At 63.9% G+C, this 19,329-nt stretch carries 31 protein-coding genes; all 31 read left to right on the top strand.

Annotated features, from left to right (window positions below):
* Positions 1-15 precede the first annotated feature (15 nt).
* The 31 genes from tuf (at position 16) to cutA (ending at position 19,297) form a co-directional block, all read left to right on the top strand.
* Positions 16-1,206, top strand: coding sequence for an elongation factor Tu (tuf, locus tag ACV959_RS16600; protein WP_475736294.1), 1,191 nt, complete (start codon positions 16-18; stop codon positions 1,204-1,206).
* A 116-nt stretch (positions 1,207-1,322) separates the two neighbouring features.
* Complete coding sequence (gene rpsJ / locus ACV959_RS16595; protein WP_003613511.1) at positions 1,323-1,631, top strand: 30S ribosomal protein S10; 309 nt, start codon at positions 1,323-1,325, stop codon at positions 1,629-1,631.
* Positions 1,632-1,686: 55 nt separating this feature from the next.
* Positions 1,687-2,403, top strand: a complete 717-nt coding sequence (gene rplC / locus ACV959_RS16590; RefSeq protein WP_475737653.1) for a 50S ribosomal protein L3 — start codon at positions 1,687-1,689, stop codon at positions 2,401-2,403.
* A gap of 3 nt (positions 2,404-2,406) precedes the next feature.
* The gene (gene rplD, locus ACV959_RS16585; RefSeq protein ID WP_475737652.1) at positions 2,407-3,027 is read left to right on the top strand and encodes a 50S ribosomal protein L4; all 621 of its coding nucleotides are present in this window, start codon (positions 2,407-2,409) and stop codon (positions 3,025-3,027) included.
* Positions 3,024-3,320, top strand: coding sequence for a 50S ribosomal protein L23 (locus ACV959_RS16580; RefSeq protein ID WP_475737651.1), 297 nt, complete (start codon positions 3,024-3,026; stop codon positions 3,318-3,320). The genes rplD and ACV959_RS16580 overlap by 4 nt, the downstream gene beginning before the upstream one ends.
* A 22-nt stretch (positions 3,321-3,342) precedes the next feature.
* The gene (rplB, locus tag ACV959_RS16575; protein WP_475737650.1) at positions 3,343-4,182 is read left to right on the top strand and encodes a 50S ribosomal protein L2; all 840 of its coding nucleotides are present in this window, start codon (positions 3,343-3,345) and stop codon (positions 4,180-4,182) included.
* 3 nt (positions 4,183-4,185) lie between these two features.
* Positions 4,186-4,464 (top strand): 30S ribosomal protein S19, encoded by a 279-nt coding sequence (rpsS, locus tag ACV959_RS16570; RefSeq protein ID WP_475737649.1) that lies wholly within the window; start codon positions 4,186-4,188, stop codon positions 4,462-4,464.
* A 3-nt stretch (positions 4,465-4,467) separates the two neighbouring features.
* Complete coding sequence (gene rplV, locus ACV959_RS16565; RefSeq protein ID WP_475737648.1) at positions 4,468-4,854, top strand: 50S ribosomal protein L22; 387 nt, start codon at positions 4,468-4,470, stop codon at positions 4,852-4,854.
* A gap of 12 nt (positions 4,855-4,866) precedes the next feature.
* Entirely contained in the window at positions 4,867-5,625 is a 759-nt protein-coding gene (gene rpsC / locus ACV959_RS16560) for a 30S ribosomal protein S3 (protein ID WP_475737647.1), read from the top strand.
* A 35-nt stretch (positions 5,626-5,660) separates the two neighbouring features.
* A complete protein-coding gene (gene rplP, locus ACV959_RS16555; protein WP_475737646.1) occupies positions 5,661-6,074 on the top strand; it encodes a 50S ribosomal protein L16 in 414 nt (137 codons plus the stop codon).
* Positions 6,075-6,086: 12 nt separating this feature from the next.
* Positions 6,087-6,293 carry a 50S ribosomal protein L29 gene (rpmC, locus tag ACV959_RS16550; protein WP_475737645.1) on the top strand — a complete coding sequence of 69 codons (207 nt, stop codon included), beginning with the start codon at positions 6,087-6,089 and terminating at the stop codon, positions 6,291-6,293.
* Positions 6,294-6,306: 13 nt separating this feature from the next.
* Complete coding sequence (gene rpsQ, locus ACV959_RS16545; protein WP_165055000.1) at positions 6,307-6,549, top strand: 30S ribosomal protein S17; 243 nt, start codon at positions 6,307-6,309, stop codon at positions 6,547-6,549.
* A 210-nt stretch (positions 6,550-6,759) separates the two neighbouring features.
* A complete protein-coding gene (rplN, locus tag ACV959_RS16540) occupies positions 6,760-7,128 on the top strand; it encodes a 50S ribosomal protein L14 (protein ID WP_475737644.1) in 369 nt (122 codons plus the stop codon).
* Positions 7,128-7,445: a 50S ribosomal protein L24 gene (rplX, locus tag ACV959_RS16535; protein ID WP_475737643.1), complete on the top strand. Its 318-nt coding sequence runs from the start codon at positions 7,128-7,130 to the stop codon at positions 7,443-7,445. Before rplN ends, rplX begins: the two co-directional genes overlap by 1 nt.
* Positions 7,438-8,088: a 50S ribosomal protein L5 gene (gene rplE, locus ACV959_RS16530; protein WP_475737642.1), complete on the top strand. Its 651-nt coding sequence runs from the start codon at positions 7,438-7,440 to the stop codon at positions 8,086-8,088. Before rplX ends, rplE begins: the two co-directional genes overlap by 8 nt.
* Before the next feature lie 44 nt (positions 8,089-8,132).
* The gene (gene rpsN, locus ACV959_RS16525) at positions 8,133-8,438 is read left to right on the top strand and encodes a 30S ribosomal protein S14 (RefSeq protein WP_475737641.1); all 306 of its coding nucleotides are present in this window, start codon (positions 8,133-8,135) and stop codon (positions 8,436-8,438) included.
* Between the two features lie 13 nt (positions 8,439-8,451).
* Positions 8,452-8,850: a 30S ribosomal protein S8 gene (gene rpsH / locus ACV959_RS16520; protein WP_475737640.1), complete on the top strand. Its 399-nt coding sequence runs from the start codon at positions 8,452-8,454 to the stop codon at positions 8,848-8,850.
* Between the two features lie 85 nt (positions 8,851-8,935).
* A complete protein-coding gene (gene rplF, locus ACV959_RS16515; RefSeq protein WP_475737639.1) occupies positions 8,936-9,469 on the top strand; it encodes a 50S ribosomal protein L6 in 534 nt (177 codons plus the stop codon).
* 12 nt (positions 9,470-9,481) lie between these two features.
* Positions 9,482-9,844, top strand: a complete 363-nt coding sequence (rplR, locus tag ACV959_RS16510) for a 50S ribosomal protein L18 (protein ID WP_475737638.1) — start codon at positions 9,482-9,484, stop codon at positions 9,842-9,844.
* An 80-nt stretch (positions 9,845-9,924) separates the two neighbouring features.
* Positions 9,925-10,497 carry a 30S ribosomal protein S5 gene (rpsE, locus tag ACV959_RS16505; RefSeq protein ID WP_475737637.1) on the top strand — a complete coding sequence of 191 codons (573 nt, stop codon included), beginning with the start codon at positions 9,925-9,927 and terminating at the stop codon, positions 10,495-10,497.
* A gap of 15 nt (positions 10,498-10,512) precedes the next feature.
* Entirely contained in the window at positions 10,513-10,698 is a 186-nt protein-coding gene (rpmD, locus tag ACV959_RS16500; RefSeq protein ID WP_475737636.1) for a 50S ribosomal protein L30, read from the top strand.
* A gap of 10 nt (positions 10,699-10,708) precedes the next feature.
* On the top strand, positions 10,709-11,185 hold the full coding sequence (rplO, locus tag ACV959_RS16495) for a 50S ribosomal protein L15 (RefSeq protein ID WP_475737635.1): 477 nt from the start codon (positions 10,709-10,711) through the stop codon (positions 11,183-11,185).
* A gap of 157 nt (positions 11,186-11,342) precedes the next feature.
* The gene (gene secY / locus ACV959_RS16490) at positions 11,343-12,677 is read left to right on the top strand and encodes a preprotein translocase subunit SecY (protein ID WP_475737634.1); all 1,335 of its coding nucleotides are present in this window, start codon (positions 11,343-11,345) and stop codon (positions 12,675-12,677) included.
* Positions 12,674-13,255 (top strand): adenylate kinase, encoded by a 582-nt coding sequence (locus tag ACV959_RS16485; RefSeq protein ID WP_475737633.1) that lies wholly within the window; start codon positions 12,674-12,676, stop codon positions 13,253-13,255. The genes secY and ACV959_RS16485 overlap by 4 nt, the downstream gene beginning before the upstream one ends.
* Before the next feature lie 66 nt (positions 13,256-13,321).
* A complete protein-coding gene (locus tag ACV959_RS16480) occupies positions 13,322-14,635 on the top strand; it encodes an Hsp70 family protein (RefSeq protein WP_475737632.1) in 1,314 nt (437 codons plus the stop codon).
* A gap of 207 nt (positions 14,636-14,842) precedes the next feature.
* On the top strand, positions 14,843-15,211 hold the full coding sequence (rpsM, locus tag ACV959_RS16475; RefSeq protein WP_475737631.1) for a 30S ribosomal protein S13: 369 nt from the start codon (positions 14,843-14,845) through the stop codon (positions 15,209-15,211).
* A gap of 138 nt (positions 15,212-15,349) precedes the next feature.
* Positions 15,350-15,739 carry a 30S ribosomal protein S11 gene (gene rpsK, locus ACV959_RS16470; RefSeq protein ID WP_014890740.1) on the top strand — a complete coding sequence of 130 codons (390 nt, stop codon included), beginning with the start codon at positions 15,350-15,352 and terminating at the stop codon, positions 15,737-15,739.
* Between the two features lie 103 nt (positions 15,740-15,842).
* On the top strand, positions 15,843-16,862 hold the full coding sequence (locus tag ACV959_RS16465; RefSeq protein WP_475737630.1) for a DNA-directed RNA polymerase subunit alpha: 1,020 nt from the start codon (positions 15,843-15,845) through the stop codon (positions 16,860-16,862).
* A gap of 89 nt (positions 16,863-16,951) precedes the next feature.
* The gene (gene rplQ / locus ACV959_RS16460; protein WP_475737629.1) at positions 16,952-17,365 is read left to right on the top strand and encodes a 50S ribosomal protein L17; all 414 of its coding nucleotides are present in this window, start codon (positions 16,952-16,954) and stop codon (positions 17,363-17,365) included.
* 146 nt (positions 17,366-17,511) lie between these two features.
* Positions 17,512-18,966, top strand: a complete 1,455-nt coding sequence (locus tag ACV959_RS16455; RefSeq protein WP_475737628.1) for a DegQ family serine endoprotease — start codon at positions 17,512-17,514, stop codon at positions 18,964-18,966.
* Between the two features lies 1 nt (position 18,967).
* A complete protein-coding gene (gene cutA / locus ACV959_RS16450) occupies positions 18,968-19,297 on the top strand; it encodes a divalent-cation tolerance protein CutA (protein ID WP_475737627.1) in 330 nt (109 codons plus the stop codon).
* Positions 19,298-19,329 lie beyond the last annotated feature (32 nt).

The following is a 19,329-nucleotide window of genomic DNA, read 5'->3' as shown; positions in this document are numbered from 1 at the left end:
TGAAGGAGAACGGCGATGGCCAAGGAAAAGTTCACACGCACGAAGCCGCACTGCAACATTGGGACGATTGGACACGTCGACCATGGCAAGACGTCTTTGACGGCGGCGATCACCAAGGTTCTTGCGGAGACGGGCGGGGCGACGTTTACGGCCTACGACCAGATTGACAAGGCTCCGGAGGAGAAGGCGCGCGGGATCACGATTTCGACGGCGCATGTTGAGTATGAGACGGCGAACCGTCACTATGCGCATGTGGACTGTCCTGGCCACGCGGACTATGTGAAGAACATGATCACGGGCGCGGCGCAGATGGACGGGGCGATCCTCGTTGTTTCGGCGGCGGACGGTCCGATGCCGCAGACGCGCGAGCATATTCTTCTGGCGCGTCAGGTGGGCGTTCCGGCGCTGGTGGTTTTTTTGAACAAGGTCGACATGGTCGACGATCCGGAGCTTCTGGAGCTTGTTGAGCTCGAGGTTCGCGAGCTTTTGTCGAAGTATGATTTCCCTGGCGACGACATTCCGATCGTGAAGGGTTCTGCGCTGTGCGCGCTGGAGAACAAGAACCCGGAGATCGGGCATGACGCGATTTTGAAGCTGATGGCGGAGGTCGATCGTTACATTCCGCAGCCGGAGCGTCCGAAGGATCAGCCGTTCTTGATGCCGGTGGAGGACGTGTTTTCGATTTCGGGCCGCGGCACGGTGGTGACGGGGCGCATTGAGCGCGGCGTCATCAAGGTTGGCGAGGAAGTTGAGATTGTTGGGATCCGTCCGACGACGAAGACGACGGTGACGGGCGTGGAGATGTTCCGCAAGCTTCTGGACCAGGGCGAGGCGGGCGACAACGTGGGCTGCCTGCTGCGCGGGACGAAGCGCGAGGACGTCGAGCGCGGACAGGTTCTGTGCAAGCCGGGCTCGGTGAAGCCGCATACGAAGTTCAAGGCCGAGGCCTATATTCTGACGAAGGAAGAAGGCGGTCGCCATACGCCGTTTTTCACGAACTATCGTCCGCAGTTTTACTTCCGGACGACGGACGTGACGGGCGTCGTTCAGCTTCCCGAGGGCGTCGAAATGGTGATGCCGGGCGACAATGTCGCGATGGAAGTGACGCTGATCGTCCCGGTGGCGATGGAAGAGAAGCTGCGCTTCGCCATCCGCGAAGGCGGCCGCACCGTCGGCGCCGGCGTCGTCGCCAGCATCATCGAGTAAAAAGCGGATCTGGACCGCGAGTCCAACGGCTCGCTCTTGCAAAAAAAGCCGCGCGCTGAAAAGCGCGCGGCGCATGAAAGCGGGCGAAAGCGCTCACGGTCCCAAAGGACGAGACAATGAACGGTCAAAATATCCGGATTCGCTTGAAAGCGTTCGATCACCGGATTCTCGACACATCGACGAAGGAGATCGTCTCCACGGCCAAGCGCACGGGCGCCCAGGTCCGCGGGCCGATTCCGCTGCCGACGAAGATCGAGAAGTTCACGGTGAACCGTTCGCCCCACATCGACAAGAAGTCGCGCGAGCAGTTCGAGATCAGGACTCACAAACGCGTTCTCGACATCGTCGATCCCACTCCGCAGACGGTGGACGCGCTGATGAAACTCGACCTCGCCGCCGGCGTCGACGTCGAGATCAAGCTCTAAGAACGAATTGGGCGGCGCCCAAGAGTGGCGGCCGCTTCGCGAAGGATTTATGAACATGCGGTCGGGCGTCATCGCGCAAAAGGTCGGAATGACCCGCATCTTCACGGAAGCGGGCGAACATGTGCCGGTCACGGTGCTGAAGCTGGACGGCTGCCAAGTCGTCGCTCAACGGACGAAGGAGAAGAATGGCTACACCGCCGTTCAACTCGGGATCGGCCGCGCCAAGGTGAAGAACGTTTCCAAGGCCGAGCGCGCCCGCTTCGCCGCGGCCAAGGTCGAGCCGAAGATGAAGCTTGCCGAATTCCGCGTGAACGAGGACGCTTTGCTTCCGGTTGGGGCCGAAATCACCGCCGACCATTTCGTCGTCGGACAGTTCGTCGACGTGACGGGCACAACGACCGGCAAGGGCTTCGCGGGTCCGATGAAGCGTTGGGGCTTCGGCGGTCTGCGCGCCTCGCACGGCGTCTCGATCTCGCACCGTTCGCATGGTTCGACCGGCGGCCGTCAAGATCCCGGCAAGACCTTCAAGAACAAGAAGATGGCCGGCCATATGGGCGTCGAACGCGTGACCACGCAGAATTTGCGCGTCGTGCAGACTGACGTCGAGCGCGGCCTGGTGCTGGTAGAAGGCGCCGTTCCGGGGACCGCCGGCGGCTGGATTTACGTGCGGGACGCCGTCAAGCGCGCGCTCCCGAAAGATGCGCCGCAGCCGGGCAAGTTCCGTCTCGCCGGCGACGCCGCTTCCGCTCAAGTAGAAAACAAGGAGGACTGAGCCGTGAAGATCGACGTCACGTCGTTCGACGGCCAGGCGGCCGGTTCGATCGATCTTTCCGATGAAATCTTCGGCCTCGAGCCGCGCCCGGATCTGATCCACCGGATGATCCGCTGGCAGCTTGCGAAGCGCCGCGCTGGAACCCATGCGGTGAAGAACCGCGCGGACATCGCCCGCACCGGCAAGAAGATGTACAAGCAGAAGGGCACCGGCGGCGCTCGCCACGGTTCCGCCCGCGTGCCGCAGTTCCGGGGCGGCGGACGCGCCTTCGGTCCGCAGGTGCGCAGCCATGCGCACGACCTGCCGAAGAAAGTGCGCGCGCTCGCGCTGAAGCATGCGTTGTCGGCGAAGGCCAAGGACGGCGGCATCATCGTCTGGGAGAAGGCCGAGCTTGACGCGCCGAAGACGAAGATTCTCGCCTCCGGCTTCGCCAAGAGCGGCCTCGCCAACGCGATCATCATCGTCGGCGGAGCGCCGCAGGAGAACTTCGCGCTCGCAGCGCGCAACATCCCGCAGATCGACGTGCTGCCGGTCGAGGGCGTGAATGTGTACGACATCATTCGTCGCGAGAAGCTGGTCCTCACCCGCGCCGCGGTCGACGCGCTGGAGGCGCGCCTGAAATGAGCAAGGACGTCCGCCATTACGACGTGATCGTCGCCCCGGTTATCACCGAAAAGGCGACGCTCGCCTCGGAAAACAACAAGGTGGTCTTCAAGGTCGCCAGGACCGCGACCAAACCGCAGATCAAGGCGGCGGTAGAAGGCCTGTTCGACGTGAAGGTCGAGTCTGTGAACACGCTTGTCCGCAAGGGCAAGGTCAAAGCGTTCCGCGGCGTGCGCGGGCGGCAGAGCGACGTCAAAAAGGCCGTCGTCACGCTGGCCGAAGGGCACAAGATCGACGTGACGACCGGACTGTAAGAGAAGGCGTAGGGACAAGAAAATGGCGCTGAAGACATTCAAGCCGGTCACGCCGAGCCTTCGCCAGCTCGTCATCGTCGACCGCAGCGACCTCTACAAGGGCAAGCCGGTCAAGACGCTGACCGAGGGGAAGACCTCGAAGGGCGGACGTAACAATCTTGGTCGCGTCACGGTTCGTTTCCGCGGCGGCGGCCACAAGCAGGCCTATCGGCTCGTCGACTTCAAGCGTCGCAAGGTTGACGTGGTCGGCAAGGTCGAGCGTCTGGAATACGATCCGAACCGCACCGCTTTCATTGCATTGATCCGCTATGCGGACGACACGCTGGCCTACATCCTCGCGCCGCAGCGTCTGTCGGTCGGCGACGAAGTCGTGTCGGGCGAGCAGGTCGACATCAAGCCCGGCAACGCCATGCCGATCGGCAACATTCCCGTCGGCACGCTCGTCCACAACATCGAGACCAAGATCGGGAAGGGCGGCTCCATCGCACGCTCCGCCGGCTCCTATGCGCAGATCGCCGGCCGCGACCAGGGGTATGTGATTATCCGCCTGTCGTCGGGCGAACAGCGCCTCGTCCATGGCCAGTGCTTCGCCACGATCGGCGCAGTGTCGAACCCCGATCACATGAACACATCGATCGGCAAGGCCGGACGTTCGCGCTGGCTTGGCCGTCGCCCCCACAACCGCGGCGTCACCATGAACCCGATCGACCATCCGCACGGCGGCGGCGAAGGCCGCACCTCGGGCGGCCGCCACCCGGTGACCCCGTGGGGCAAGCCGACCAAGGGCAAAAAGACCCGCTCCAACAAATCCACCGATCGTTTCATTGTGTCCTCGCGACACAATCGCAAGAAGAAGGGCTGATCCATGGCTCGTTCTATTTGGAAAGGCCCGTTCGTCGACGGCTATTTGCTGAAGAAGGCGGAGGCCTCGCGCGCTTCCGGCCGCTCGGAGGTCATCAAGATCTGGAGCCGTCGCTCCACGATCCTGCCGCAGTTCGTCGGATTGACGTTCGGCGTGCACAACGGCCAAAAGCACATTCCCGTGAATGTCAGCGAAGACATGATCGGGCACAAGTTCGGCGAATTCGCGCCGACGCGCACCTTCCATGGTCACGCGGCGGACAAAAAGGCGAAGAGGGGCTAAGCAATGTCGAAGCAGGCGAATCCGCCCCGGCTCGCGGAGAATGAAGCGAAGGCCGTCGCACGCATGTTGCGCGTCTCGCCGCAGAAGCTCAATTTGCTCGCTCAGCTCATCCGCGGCAAGAAGGTTGATCGCGCGCTCGCCGATCTGGAGTTTTCCAGGAAGCGTATCGCGCACGAGGTGAAGAAGGCTCTCGAAAGCGCGATCGCGAACGCCGAGAACAATCACGGGCTCGACGTCGATGATCTGGTTGTCGCGCAGGCCTTCGTCGGGAAGGCGCTGGTGATGAAGCGGTTCCACGCCCGCGCCCGCGGCCGCGCGAACCGGATCGAGAAACCCTTCTCGAATCTCACGATCATCGTGCGCGAAGTCGAAGCGCAAGCGAACGCCTAAAGGATCAGAACCATGGGTCAAAAGGTTAATCCGATCGGGCTGCGCCTCGGCGTCAACCGCACCTGGGACTCGCGCTGGTTTGCGGGCAAGGGCGAATACGCCAAGCTCCTGCATGAGGACATGGCGATCCGCGAGGCGGTGGCGAAGACGCTGAAGCAGGCGGCGGTCTCGAAGATCGTCATCGAGCGTCCGCACAAGAAGTGCCGCGTGACGATCCATTCCGCCCGTCCGGGCGTGGTGATCGGCAAGAAGGGCGCCGACATCGACAAGATCCGCAAACTCGTCGCGAAGCTGACGGGCAGCGAGGTCGTGATCAACATTGTCGAAGTGCGCAAGCCGGAAACAGAAGCCGCGCTGGTGGCCGAGTCGATTGCGCAGCAGCTTGAGCGTCGCGTCGCTTTCCGTCGCGCCATGAAGCGCGCTGTGCAGTCGGCGATCCGTCTCGGCGCGCAGGGCATCCGCATCAATTGCTCGGGCCGTCTGGGCGGAGCGGAAATCGCCCGCCTGGAATGGTATCGCGAAGGCCGTGTGCCGCTGCATACGCTGCGCGCCGACGTGGACTACGGCACGGCGACCGCGCACACCGCTTACGGGGCCTGCGGCATCAAGGTCTGGATCTTCAAGGGCGAGATCCTCGAGCACGATCCGATGGCGCAGGAGCGTCGCGCGGCCGAGCAGGCCTCGGCGGGCGGCGAGCACGGCGAGCGTGATCGCGAACGCGGCGATCGTCGTCGTCGCGAGCCGCGCGAACCCCGCGGCGACGCGGCGTAACGCGAGAGCACATAAATTTCTAAAGAGCACCCATCATGCTGTCACCCAAACGCACCAAGTTCCGCAAGGCCTTCAAGGGCCGCATCCACGGCGCCGCGAAGGGCGGGTTCTCGCTGAACTTCGGTCAGTTCGGCCTGAAGGCGCTCGAACCCGAGCGCATTACCGCGCGGCAGATCGAGGCGGCCCGCCGCGCCATGACGCGCCACATGAAGCGCGCTGGCCGCGTCTGGATCCGCATCTTCCCGGACGTGCCGGTATCCAAGAAGCCGACCGAAGTCCGCATGGGTAAGGGCAAGGGCGCTCCTGAATTGTGGGCGGTGCGCGTCGCGCCCGGCCGCATCATGTTCGAGATCGACGGCGTTCCCGCTCCGCTCGCCCGCGAGGCGCTGACGCTCGCGGCGGCGAAGCTGCCGATCAAGACCCGTTTCATCGAGCGCATCGCCGAGTAAGTGGAGGACGACATGAAAGCCAAGCAGCGCCTCTCCGACATCAAGGCGATGACCGAGGACCAGCTCAATGAGGAAGTGCTGAAGCTCAAAAAAGAGCAGTTCAACATGCGCTTCCAGCGGGCGACCGGCCAGCTGGAGAACACCGCCCGCGCGCGCGTCATTCGCCGCGACATCGCCCGGGCCAAGACCATCGCCGCGCAGAAGCGCACGGAAAAGTAAGGTTTAGAGCGCCATGCCGAAGCGAATTCTCCAAGGCGTCGTCGTCAGCGACAAGCAGAACAAAACGGTGGTAGTCAAGGTTGAACGCCGTTTCACCCACCCGCTGTTCCAGAAGACGGTGCGCCGCACCAAGCATTATCACGCGCATGACGAAAACGGCGCGTTCAAAGTCGGCGATACGGTATTCATCGAGGAAACAGCGCCGATTTCAAAATTGAAGCGCTGGCGGGTTGTCGAAAACGGCGCGAACGCGTAAAGACACCGCTCGAGCCGGTTCGAGGTGAGGGCAAAAGCCCTTTCGCTACCGGATTTGCTCGAGCCCTGACATCAACTGGCGCGCTTCTCGATCGCATGACCCATGCGATGGGGAAGCGCGCTGGAAATTGAGAGCAAGGTTTTCCGGACGAAGTCGGCCGACGCGATACTGCGGGGCCGAAACCAGACCGGAGTGAAAGGCGGGTAAGCCATGATTCAGATGCAAACAAATCTCGACGTCGCCGATAATTCCGGCGCCCGCCGTGTGATGTGCATCAAGGTGCTGGGCGGCTCGAAGCGCAAATACGCGAGCGTCGGCGACATCATTGTCGTGTCGATCAAGGAAGCGATTCCGCGCGGACGCGTGAAGAAGGGCGACGTGCTGAAGGCGGTCGTCGTACGCACCTCGAAGGATATCAAGCGGTCGGATGGCTCGGTGATCCGGTTCGATTCGAACGCCGCAGTGCTGATCAACAATCAGCAGGAGCCGATCGGCACCCGTATCTTCGGACCCGTGCCGCGCGAATTGCGCGCGAAGAACCACATGAAGATCATCTCGCTCGCCCCGGAGGTGCTGTAATGGCCGCCAAGATCAAGAAGGGCGACAAGGTGGTGGTGATCGCCGGCCGCGACAAGGGCAAGACCGGCGAAGTTCTGCGCGTCATGCCAGACGAGGGCCGCGCCATCGTTGACGGCGTGAACATGGTCAAGCGTCATCAGCGCCAGACCAAGGATCGCGAAGCCGGCATCGTCAACAAGGCCGCTCCGATCGACCTTTCCAATCTCGCGGTCGCCGATCCCAAGGACGGCCAGGCGACCCGCGTCGGCTTCAAGATTCTCGACGACGGCCGCAAGGTCCGCGTCGCCAAGCGTTCCGGAGAATTGATCGATGGCTGAGGAAAAGAAGCCGAAAGCCGCCAAGGCTCCCAAGGCCGCCGCGAAGGAAACGCCGGGGAACGAGCGGACCGCCGCCGTCGCTCAGGCCAGCGTCGCCGGCTATACGCCCCGAATGAAGAAGCACTACGACGAGGTGGTGCGCAAGGCGCTGACTGAGCAGTTCGGCTACAAGAACCCGCTCGAAGTTCCCGCGATCGAAAAGATCGTCCTGAACATGGGCGTCGGCGAAGCGGTCAACGACTCCAAGAAGGTCACGTCGGCGGCGAACGATCTCGGTCTGATCGCCGGTCAGAAGCCGGTCGTCACGCGCGCCCGCAAGGCGATCTCGACCTTCAAGGTTCGCGAGAACATGCCGATCGGCGCGAAGGTCACGCTGCGCAAGACGCGCATGTACGAGTTTCTAGACCGGCTGATCACGGTCGCCCTGCCGCGCGTGCGCGACTTCCGCGGCCTCAATCCCAAGTCGTTCGACGGTCGTGGCAATTACGCGCTGGGGATCAAGGAGCACATCGTGTTTCCCGAGATCGATTACGACAAGGCCGAGTCGATCCTGGGCATGGACGTGATCGTCTGCACCACGGCGAAGACCGACGAAGAGGCGCGCGCCCTGCTCAAGGCGTTCAATTTCCCGTTCCGGCAGTGAGGCCATAGGGCCTCAAACGCGGATACCGAAAGGCTAAAATACTCATGGCGAAGAAAAGCGCGATTGAGAACAACAAGAAGAAGGCGAAGCTGGTCAAGGCTTACGCCGGCCGCCGCGAGCGGCTGAAGGCGAAGGCGAAGGACAAGTCGCTGTCCATCGAGGAGCAGTTCGAGGCTCGCCTGAAGCTCGCGCAGCTTCCGCGCAACTCGGCGGCGATCCGCATTCGCAACCGCTGCGAAGTGTCGGGCCGCCCGCGCGCCTTTTATCGCAAGCTGAAGATGTCGCGCATCGCGCTGCGTGAGCTCGGGTCCCGCGGCCTGATCCCGGGCCTGGTGAAGTCGAGCTGGTAAGGAGACTCTTGAGATGGCGATCAACGATCCGTTGGGAGATCTCCTCACCCGCATTCGCAACGCGCAAATGCGCCGCAAGGACAAGGTTTCGACGCCGGGCTCGAAGTTGCGGGCCCATGTCCTGGACGTGCTGAAGGAAGAAGGCTACATCCGCGGCTACACGACCACGGATTTCGGCAACGGCCGCACCGAGTTCGAAGTCGAACTGAAATATTTCGACGGCGAGCCGGTCATCAAGCAGATCGAGCGCGTCTCGCGTCCCGGTCGCCGCGTCTATGCGGCCGTCGATGCGGTGCCGCGCGTGGCTAACGGCCTCGGCGTGACGATCATGTCGACGCCCAAGGGAGTCATGGCCGATCACACGGCCCGAGAGAACAACGTCGGCGGCGAGGTGCTGTGCAAGGTCTTCTGACCTTGCGCGCCCGGCGGGGCTTCGGACGATCGCGCAGCGGTTTTCCGGCAATCGGCCCTGCTCAGACTGAACAGGATTTGCAACAATGTCTCGTATCGGCAAGAAGCCTGTGGTCGTCCCGGCCGGCGTCACCGCCAAGGTCGATGGTCAGCTTGTGACCGTCAAGGGCGCGAAGGGCCAGCTCGAATTCGTGGTGCCGGACGACGTCTCGGTCGTCTATCAGGACAACGCAATCAAGGTCGATCCGCGGAACGACACCAAGCGCGCGCGCGCGCTTTGGGGCACGTCTCGCGCACGCGTCAACAACCTTGTCATTGGCGTGACGTCGGGGTTCGAGAAGAAGCTCGAGATCACCGGCGTCGGTTATCGCGCCGCCGTCCAGGGCAAGGTGCTCCAGCTCGCGCTGGGCTATTCCCATGACGTGAACTATCCGATCCCGAACGGCATCAGCATTGCGACGCCGAAGCCGACGGAGATCATGATCAGCGGCATCGACAAGCAGCAGGTCGGCCAGGTGGCTGCGGAGATCCGCAGCCTGCGCGGCCCCGAGCCCTACAAGGGCAAGGGCGTCAAATACGCCAACGAATTCATCTTCCGCAAGGAAGGCAAGAAGAAGTAAGGACGAGCCGCCATGGCCAAGGATGTCAGCATCGAACAGCGCCGCAAGGCGCGTGTCCGCAAGGCGATCCGCGAGCGCGCCTACGGCCGCCCGCGTCTCTCCGTGTTCCGCTCGTCGAAGCAGATCTACGCTCAGATCATCGACGACGAGAAGGGCCAGACACTCGTGTCGGCTTCTTCGATCGAGAAGGCGAATCGCGAGTCGCTTAAGACCGGCGCGAATACTGACGCCGCCAAGGCCGTCGGCAAGCTCCTCGCGGAGCGCGCCACGGCGAAGGGCGTGAAGCAGGTCGTGTTCGACCGCGGCGCCTACATGTATCACGGCCGCGTCAAGGCGCTGGCCGACGGGGCCCGCGAAGGCGGTCTCGAGTTTTAATAATTCCCGTCTCCCATAAGCGGGGGAGGGCCATAACGAAGCGAGCGGCGCTTCGCGCCGCGTAAGTGACGGAAAGAGAAATGGCGCGTGAAGCTGAAGGCGGTCGCGGTCGCGACCGGGATCGAGAAGAGCGCGACAGCGAATTCGTGGATCGTCTGGTCCACATCAATCGCGTCGCGAAAGTTGTGAAGGGCGGGCGCCGTTTCGGCTTTGCCGCTCTCGTCGTCGTCGGCGACCAGAAAGGCCGCGTGGGCTATGGCCATGGCAAGGCCCGCGAGGTGCCGGAGGCGATCCGCAAGGCGACCGAAGCCGCCAAGCGCGCGCTGATCCGCGTGCCGCTTCGCGAAGGCCGCACGCTCCATCACGACGTCTACGGCCGTCATGGCGCGGGTCGCGTCGTGCTTCGCGCGGCCCCTGCCGGCACAGGCATCATCGCAGGCGGCCCGATGCGCGCCGTCTTCGAGACGCTCGGCATGCATGACGTCGTCGCAAAGAGCCAGGGATCGTCGAACCCCTACAACATGATCCGGGCGACCTTCGATGCGCTCTCCCGCGAGGACTCGCCGCGCTCGGTCGCCGCCCGGCGGTCGCTGAAGGTTTCGGCGCTGCAGGCCCGCCGCCAGGGCGTCGACGCCGACGCCGTCGACGCGTAACGGGGAGGCTTGGACATGAGCACCAAAATCATCGTCGAGCAGATCGGCAGCCCCATCGGTCGCCCCGAACGTCAGCGCAGGACGCTTCTCGGCCTCGGCCTGACGCGCATCGGTCGTCGCCGCGAACTGGCGGATACGCCCGCTGTGCGCGGCATGATCGCCAAGGTGGCGCATCTCGTCAAAATCGTCGGCGAGAAGTGAGGACGCGGCAATGAAACTCAACGATATCTCCGACAATCCGGGCTCCAGCAAGAACCGGATGCGCGTTGGCCGCGGCATCGGCTCCGGCAAGGGCAAGACCGGCGGGCGCGGCGTGAAGGGTCAGAAGGCCCGCACTGGCGTCTCGATCAAGGGCTTCGAAGGCGGTCAGATGCCCTTGCATCGCCGCCTTCCGAAGCGCGGGTTCCACAACCCCTTCTCGGTCGATTACAACGAGGTCAATATCGGCCGCATCCAGGCTGCGCTCGACGCCGGGAAGCTGGACGCCTCGGCGCCGGTCACCCTCGAGGCGCTCATCGCCGCCGGTGTGGTGGCGAAGCCCCGAGACGGCGTGAAGATCCTCGGGCAGGGCGAGATAAAAGCGAAGCTCGCTTTCGAAGTGGCGGCCGCCTCCAAGGGCGCGATCGCCGCGATCGAAGGCGTGGGCGGTTCTGTCAAGATCCTCGCGGGCGAGGGCGTATCCGCCTGAGCCATGTTTTTGGGCGGCCGCTCTCGCAAGGGCGGCCGCTTTGTCTTATAGAAGCCTCACGCAATCGCCGGGCGCGCGAACGGGCGGGCCTCCGCTCCCCGCGCCCGCCAACAAAAAGGCGCCGTAGATCCAATCGGCGCGACGAGGGAGTTCCTCCATGGCATCGGCAGCCGAGCAGCTCGCGGCCAACGTCAATCTCTCCGCCTTCGGCAAGTCCGAGGAACTCAAGAAACGCATCTGGTTCACCCTGGGCGCTTTAATCGTTTATCGGCTAGGCACTTATGTGCCTTTGCCCGGCATTGACCCTGAAGCCTTCGCGAAGAGCTTCTTCGGCCAGTCCAAGGGCATGTTGGAGCTTTTCAATATGTTCGCCGGCGGCGCCGTCCAGCGTCGCGCGATCTTCGCGCTCAACATCATGCCCTATATTTCGGCCTCCATTATCATCCAGCTTCTGACGTCGGTGTTCCCGACGCTCGAGTCGCTGAAGAAGGAGGGCGAACAGGGCCGCAAGGTTCTCAATCAGTACACCCGCTATCTCACCGTCGCGCTGGCGACCTTTCAGGCCTACGCCATGGCGATCGGCCTCGAGGGACAGCAGGGCGTGGTGACGGAACCCGGCCTGTTCTTCCGCATCACCACGGTCGTGACGCTCGTGGGCGGCACGATGTTTCTCATGTGGCTGGGCGAGCAGATCACCTCTCGCGGCATCGGCAACGGTTCGTCCCTCATCATCTTCGCGGGCATTGTCGCAGCCTTCCCGTCGGCGATCGTCTCGACCCTCGAACTCGGGCGACAGGGCGCGATTTCGACAGGGATCATACTCGGCGTGATCGCCATGTCGTTCGTCGTAATCGCCTTCATCGTTTTCATGGAGCGCGCCCAGCGTCGCCTGCTGATCACATACCCCAAGCGTCAGCATGGCAATCGCGTCTATGAAGGACAGACTTCCTTCCTGCCGCTCAAGTTGAACACGGCGGGGGTCATCCCGCCGATCTTCGCCTCTTCGCTCCTGCTGCTGCCGACGACGGTCGCGAATTTCTATCAGACGCAGGGCACGGACAATATCTTCGCGACCATTTCCGCCTATTTCGGCCACGGCCGGCCGCTTTACATGCTGGCCTATGTGGGGCTGATCGTCTTCTTCGCTTTCTTCTATACGGCCATCGTCTTCAACCCGACGGAGACTGCGGACAACCTGAAGAAGCACGGCGGCTTCCTGCCGGGCATCCGCCCGGGCGAGCGGACCGCGAAGTTCATCGACGACGTGCTGATGCGGATCACGGTGCTGGGCGCGGCCTATCTCGCCATCATCTGTCTGCTGCCGGAAGGTCTCATCGCCTACGCCAATCTGCCCTTCTATTTCGGCGGCACTTCGCTGCTCATCGTGGTGAGCGTCACCATGGACACTGTCGCGCAGATCCACGGGCACATGCAGGCCCAACAATATGAGGGCCTGATCCGCAAGACCAAGCTGAAGGGGCGCCGGAAATGAGGCTCGTCCTTCTCGGCCCTCCTGGCGCCGGCAAAGGAACTCAATCCGCGCGCCTGGTCGAAAAGCTGGGAGTTCCCCAGCTGTCGACCGGGGACATGCTTCGCGCGGCGGTGGCGGCGGGAACTCCCATCGGTCTGAAAGCCAAGGCAATCATGGACGCCGGCCAACTGGTGCCGGACGAAATGGTGATCGGCATCATCGATCAAAGGATCGACGCGCCTGACTGCGCCAACGGCTTTATTCTCGACGGCTTTCCGCGAACCGTCGCCCAGGCCGAGGCGCTCCGCGAATTGCTCGCCAGGAAGGGCCTGAAACTCGACGCGGTGCTGGAACTCGTCGTTGACGAAAATGCGCTCGTCGACCGGATGCGCAAGCGCGTCGCCGAGACGCTCGCCGCGGGCAAGGAAGTCCGCGCCGACGACAATCCAGAAAGTTTCAAGACCCGCCTCGACGCCTATCGGGCGCAAACGGCGCCGGTCTCAGCGCATTACGCCGGGCGAGGCGAACTGAAACAGATCGACGGGATGTTGTCGATCGATGACGTGACGGCCGCGATCGACAAGTCGATCGGCAGCTGATCGTCGCATCCCGGCCCGGCTCAGCCGGGCCGATCCATTTTGCCCCCTTCAAGAGTCACGCTCCGAATGGACGCATCGACCTTCTGCGGCCTCGATTTCGGCACATCCAATTCGACGGTCGCAGTTCGAAGCCCAAACGGCGTCGAACTGGCGCCGCTCGAAGGCGACAACCGAACCTTGCCCAGCGCCATTTTCTTCGATTTCTCCGACGGGACGCCTGTTTTCGGACGCGCCGCCATCGCCGCCTATGTCGATGGCGTCGAGGGCCGGCTGATGCGCAGCCTGAAATCCGTTCTGGGCACGGCGCTGATGGATGAAACAACGCGAATCCGCGCCCGGAGCTATACGTTCAAGGACATCGTCGGACTGATCGTCGGGCGGTTGAAAGAGGCCGCGGATCGCGCCGTCGGCGCGGATGTCGAGAGCGTCGTGCTGGGCCGTCCCGTCCATTTCGTCGACGACGATGCGGCCGCCGACCGCCGCGCGCAGGACGCGCTGGAGGACGTCGCCCGGGCGCAGGGCTTTCGGGAGGTCGCCTTTCAGTATGAGCCGATCGCTGCGGCGCTGGCCTATGAAGAGACCGTTCGGGACGAACAATATGCGCTGATCGCCGACATCGGCGGCGGCACGTCGGATTTTTCCGTGGTCCGCGTTTCGCCGGAGGGGCGGCGGAAGACTGACAGGGCCGAGGACGTTCTCGCCAGCAGGGGCGTGCACATCGGCGGAACCGACGTCGACCGGTTGTTCAGCATGAAATCGGTGATGCCGCACCTCGGCCTGGGGAGCGACATGCGCATGCCCTTCGGCGACAAGGCGCTGCCGGTTCCCAACGCCTTTTTCGTCGATCTCGCCACCTGGCACCGCATCAATCTGCTCTACACGCAAAGGGTTTCTCGCGAGCTCGAAGAACTGAAGCGCCTCTCGCTGGCGCCGGAAAAGATCGCGCGGCTGGCCGAGACGATCGACGCCAGGCGCGGCCATTCCATCGCCCTCGCCGTAGAGCGCGCGAAAATCGAACTGTCGAAGTCCGAGGCGGCGACGATCGACCTTTCGGAAGTCGAGCAGGGTTTTGCGGCGCGCGTCGGCGCCGGGACGCTCGAGGAGGCGATCGCCGATCAGTTGCGGTCGCTGACGCGCACCCTCGACGAAACGATCGCCGCGTCGGGGCTGACCGCGGACCGCATCGACGCGGTCTTTCTGACCGGCGGTTCGACCGCCATTCCGGCGGTCCGCGCCGCCGTGACCGGCCGGACGCCGGGAGCAAGAGTGGTCGAGGGCGACATGTTCGGCGCCGTCGGGCTCGGTCTGGGGCTGGACGCGCAGCGAAAATTCGGGTCTCATGCGGCGCATCGACGGTCGACGCTGGCTGTGGGCGAATAAAGGCGCGTCGGGCCGCATTTGCGCTTGACTCGCGCGTAAGCGCTGGTTATCGGCTCCTTACCGACGAAAATTCGAGGAAGTTCTCTTCGGAGGGCTTCCGTTTTTGCGTTCTGGAAAAGCCCAAAACCCAAACCCGCAAGGGCCGGCCTCCACCGGACGCGGGGTCATCCAGCGGCGCCCACGGCGTCGCGCCAAATGGAGAAGATCGTGGCACGTATCGCAGGCGTCAACATCCCGACCAACAAGCGCGTCGTCATCGCGCTTCAATATATTCACGGCATCGGTCCCAGGAAGGCGGCCGAAATCTGCGAGAAGGTGAACATCCCGGCCGAGCGCCGCGTGGCTCAACTCACCGACGCGGAAGTCCTGCAGATCCGTGAGACGATCGACCGCGATTATCTCGTCGAGGGCGATCTGCGCCGCGAAGTCGCCATCAACATCAAGCGCCTGATGGACCTCGGCTGCTATCGCGGCCTGCGCCATCGCCGCCAGCTGCCCGTCCGCGGCCAGCGCACCCACACCAACGCCCGCACCCGCAAGGGCAAGGCGAAGCCGATCGCCGGCAAGAAGAAATGATTGGCTGGATAGGCGGTCATCCCCGGACTCGTTCCGGGCGTCGCCTGCCGAAAGATGGCTGGGAAAAGCCCGGTCATGACGACGTGAAGATCATCCCCAGCGCCTGGCGTTACGGGCGCGCTTGAAGGACCAGGAAAAATGGCCAAGGACACTACACGCGTTCGCCGCCGTGAGCGCAAAAACATCGTCTCCGGCGTCGCGCACGTCAATTCGACGTTCAACAACACCATGATCACCATCACCGACGCGCAGGGCAACACCGTGTCCTGGTCGTCGGCCGGCTCGATGGGCTTCAAGGGTTCGCGCAAGTCGACCCCCTACGCCGCGCAGATGGCCGCAGAAGACGCAGCCCGCAAGGCCGGAGAACATGGCGTCCGCACGCTGGAAGTCGAGGTTTCGGGTCCCGGTTCGGGCCGCGAATCGGCGCTGCGCGCGCTGCAGGCGGCGGGCTTCACCGTCACCTCCATTCGCGACGTGACGCCGATCCCGCATAACGGCTGCCGTCCGCGCAAGCGCCGGCGGGTCTGACGCCGCGGCCTCCGAGCCGTTGTTTCATCCGAGCATTTTCGCGCGCGGCCCCGGCTCCTCCCCGCCGGCGCCGCGTTCAGGAGCTTCAAGGAAAGGCGTCCCAGTGAGCATCCAGAAGAACTGGCAGGAACTCATCAAGCCGAACAAGCTCGACGTGACCCCCGGCGACGATCCGCGCCGCGTGGCGACCGCCGTCGCCGAGCCGCTCGAGCGGGGCTTCGGCGTGACGCTCGGCAACGCCCTGCGCCGCATTCTTCTCTCTTCGCTGCAGGGCGCGGCGATCACCTCGATTCACATCGACGGCGTTCTGCACGAATTCTCGTCGATCCCGGGCGTGCGCGAGGACGTGACCGATATCGTCCTCAACATCAAGGACATCGCCATCAAATACCAGGGCGAGGGCATGAAGCGCCTCACCCTCAAGAAGACCGGCCCCGGCGCCGTCGTCGCCGGCGACATTCAGGCGACCGGCGACGTTCAGATTCTCAATCCCGACCTCGTAATCTGCACGCTCGACGAGGGAGCCGAGATTCGCATCGAATTCACCGTCTCGACGGGCAAGGGCTATGTTCCTGCGGACCGCAACCGCGCCGAGGACGCGCCGATCGGCCTCATTCCGGTCGACAGCCTCTATTCGCCGGTGAAGAAGGTGAGCTATCGCGTCGAGAACACGCGCGAAGGCCAGGTGCTTGACTACGACAAGCTGACGATGACCATCGAGACGAATGGCGCGATCTCGCCCGACGACGCGCTCGCATTCGCCGCGCGCATCCTGCAGGATCAGCTCAACGTCTTCGTCAATTTCGAGGAGCCGCGCCGCGAGGAGGCCGCGCCGTCGATCCCGCAGCTCGCCTTCAACCCGGCGCTGCTCAAGAAGGTCGACGAGCTGGAACTGTCGGTGCGTTCGGCGAACTGCCTGAAAAACGACAATATCGTCTATATCGGCGACCTCATCCAGAAATCGGAGGCCGAGATGCTCCGCACCCCGAATTTTGGCCGCAAGTCGCTGAACGAGATCAAGGAAGTTCTCGCCCAGATGGGCCTGCATCTGGGCATGGAAGTGCCCGGCTGGCCGCCGGAGAACATCGACGACCTCGCGAAGCGCTTCGAAGAGCACTACTGAGCCTGTCCTCTCCCCCCGCGAGGCGGCGAGAGAAAGATAATCGACGGCCGTTCCTTGGCACGGCGGCCGCATAACCAACGGAGAGCCGCATGTATCACGGTCACAAGAAGCGCCGTTTCGGCCGCACCCATGAGCACCGCAAGGCTATGTTCGCGAATATGGCGCAGGCGCTCATCAAGCATGAGCAGATCGTGACGACTCTGCCCAAGGCGAAGGATCTGCGTCCCGTGGTCGAGAAGCTCGTGACGCTCGGCAAGCGCGGCGATCTGCACGCCCGCCGTCAGGCCATCGCGCAGATCAAGGACGTCAAGCTCGTCGGCAAGCTCTTCGACGTGCTCGGCCCGCGCTACAAGGACCGCAACGGCGGCTACACCCGCGTGCTGAAGGCCGGCTTCCGCTACGGCGACAATGCGCCGATGGCGGTGATCGAATTCGTCGACCGCGACGTCGACGCGCGCGGCCAGGATTCCGGCCCCGCCGCGGGCGAGGAAGAGACGGGCTGAGGCCTTTCTCTCACGCGATGACCAACGACAAGAGGCGGCTCGCGGGGCCGCCTTTTTTCTTGTGTTTTTCCATCTCCCGGGCGTTCTCGCGCCGGCCGCCTTTCGCGCCTATATTGCTGGCGAGCGATTCTCTACCGGAGCGGCCGATGCGCCTTCATTTGCGCCATGTTCTTTTCGCGAGCCTCTGCGCGGCCGGAATTTCGGGCGGCGACCTCCGGGGCGGAACGGCGCCGGCGCCCGCCGCGGCGCAGGTCTCGACGCTCGACGGTCCCGCTGTTCCGAGGAATCGCGCCGAAATCGCCTTTTCCTTCGCGCCCGTCGTCAAAAAGGCGCAGCCGGCCGTCGTCAACGTCTTCGCCTCCCGCGTCGAGCGCATGCCGGCAAATCCCTTCCTCGACGATCCGATCTTCCGCCGCTTCTTCGGGGAAGGCGGCGCCATGCCGGGCCGGCCCAACACCGCCCAGTCGCTCGGCTCCGGCGTCATCGTCGACCCCTCCGGCCTCGTCGTCACCAACAATCACGTGATCGAGGGCATGACCGACGTGAAGGTGGCGCTCGCGGACAAGCGTGAAATCCCTGCGAAAATCCTGCTGCGCGATCCGCGCACCGACCTCGCCGTGCTGAAGCTGACGGAGGGATCTAATTTCCCCACCATGGAGCTCGGCGATTCCGACGCGCTCGAAGTCGGCGATCTCACGCTCGCCATCGGCAATCCCTTCGGCGTCGGGCAGACCGTGACGCAGGGCATCGTCTCGGCGCTGGCCCGCACCCATGTCGGCATTTCCGACTACGGCTTTTTCATCCAGACCGACGCCGCGATCAATCCGGGCAATTCCGGCGGTCCGCTCGTCGACATGAACGCGCGGGTCGTCGGCATCAATTCCGCGATTTTTTCCAAGTCCGGTGGATCGGTGGGCATCGGCTTCGCCATCCCCGTGAACATGGTCAAGAGCGTGCTCGCCGCGGCCAAGGGCGGCGGCAAGGTGGTCAAACGCCCGTGGCTCGGCGCGACGCTGCAAACTATGTCGCAGGAGATCGCGGACGGCCTTGGCCTCGAACGCCCGGCGGGCGCGCTGCTCGCCGACGTCGATCCGAAGGGACCGGCCGCCGAAGCGGGGCTCAAGCGCGGCGACGTCATCGTTTCGGTCGACGGTCAGCCCGCCGACGATCCCGAAGCCGTGGGCTTCCGTCTCGCCACCCGCCCGCTCGGCGGGCAGGCGACGCTCGGGGCGCTGCGCGCGGGCAAGAAAATCATCGCGCAGATCCGCCTCGCGCCCGCGCCAGAGACGCCGCCGCGCGATCCGTTGAAACTGAAGGGGCCGTCGCCCTTCGCCGGCGCGACGGTGATTAATATTTCGCCGGCCGTCATCGAGGAATTATCGTTGCAGGGGGCGGCGGCCGGCGTCGTCGTTTCCGAGATCGACGAGGGGTCGGTCGCCCAGCAGCTCAATTTGCAACGCGGCGACGTCGTGCTTGCCGTGAACGACCAGAAGATCGGCTCGACCCGCGATCTCGAACGCGTGGCGTCGAGTCGCGCCTATTACTGGAAGATCACCCTCGCGCGCGGCGGGCAGGTGTTTACGACGGTCGTCGGCGGCTGACGTGAGCGACGTCTCCATCCTTCTCACGACGGTCGATTCGGCCGAAAAGGCGCGAGAGATCGCCCGCGCCGCGCTCGCGGAGAGGCTCGCCGCCTGCGTGCAAATCGCACAGGTCCAGAGCCTTTACGTCTGGAAAGGCGCAGTTTGCGAGGAAGGCGAATTCCTTCTGCACCTGAAGCATCGACGCGAGGATTATTCTGCGCTCGCCGACCTGGTTCGGCGTTTTCACAGCTATGAAATTCCCGAAATCCTGCGGATCGACGCAGCGGATGCGAACGCCGCATATGCGGCCTGGCTGCTGGACGCGACGCAGCGGACCGAGGGCGGATGATGGACCCGGCGCCCCGTCACGGCTTTTCAAGC

It is taken from the genome of Methylocystis sp. Se48 (assembly GCF_056269425.1).
This window is presented reverse-complemented; position numbering and strand designations above follow the sequence as displayed.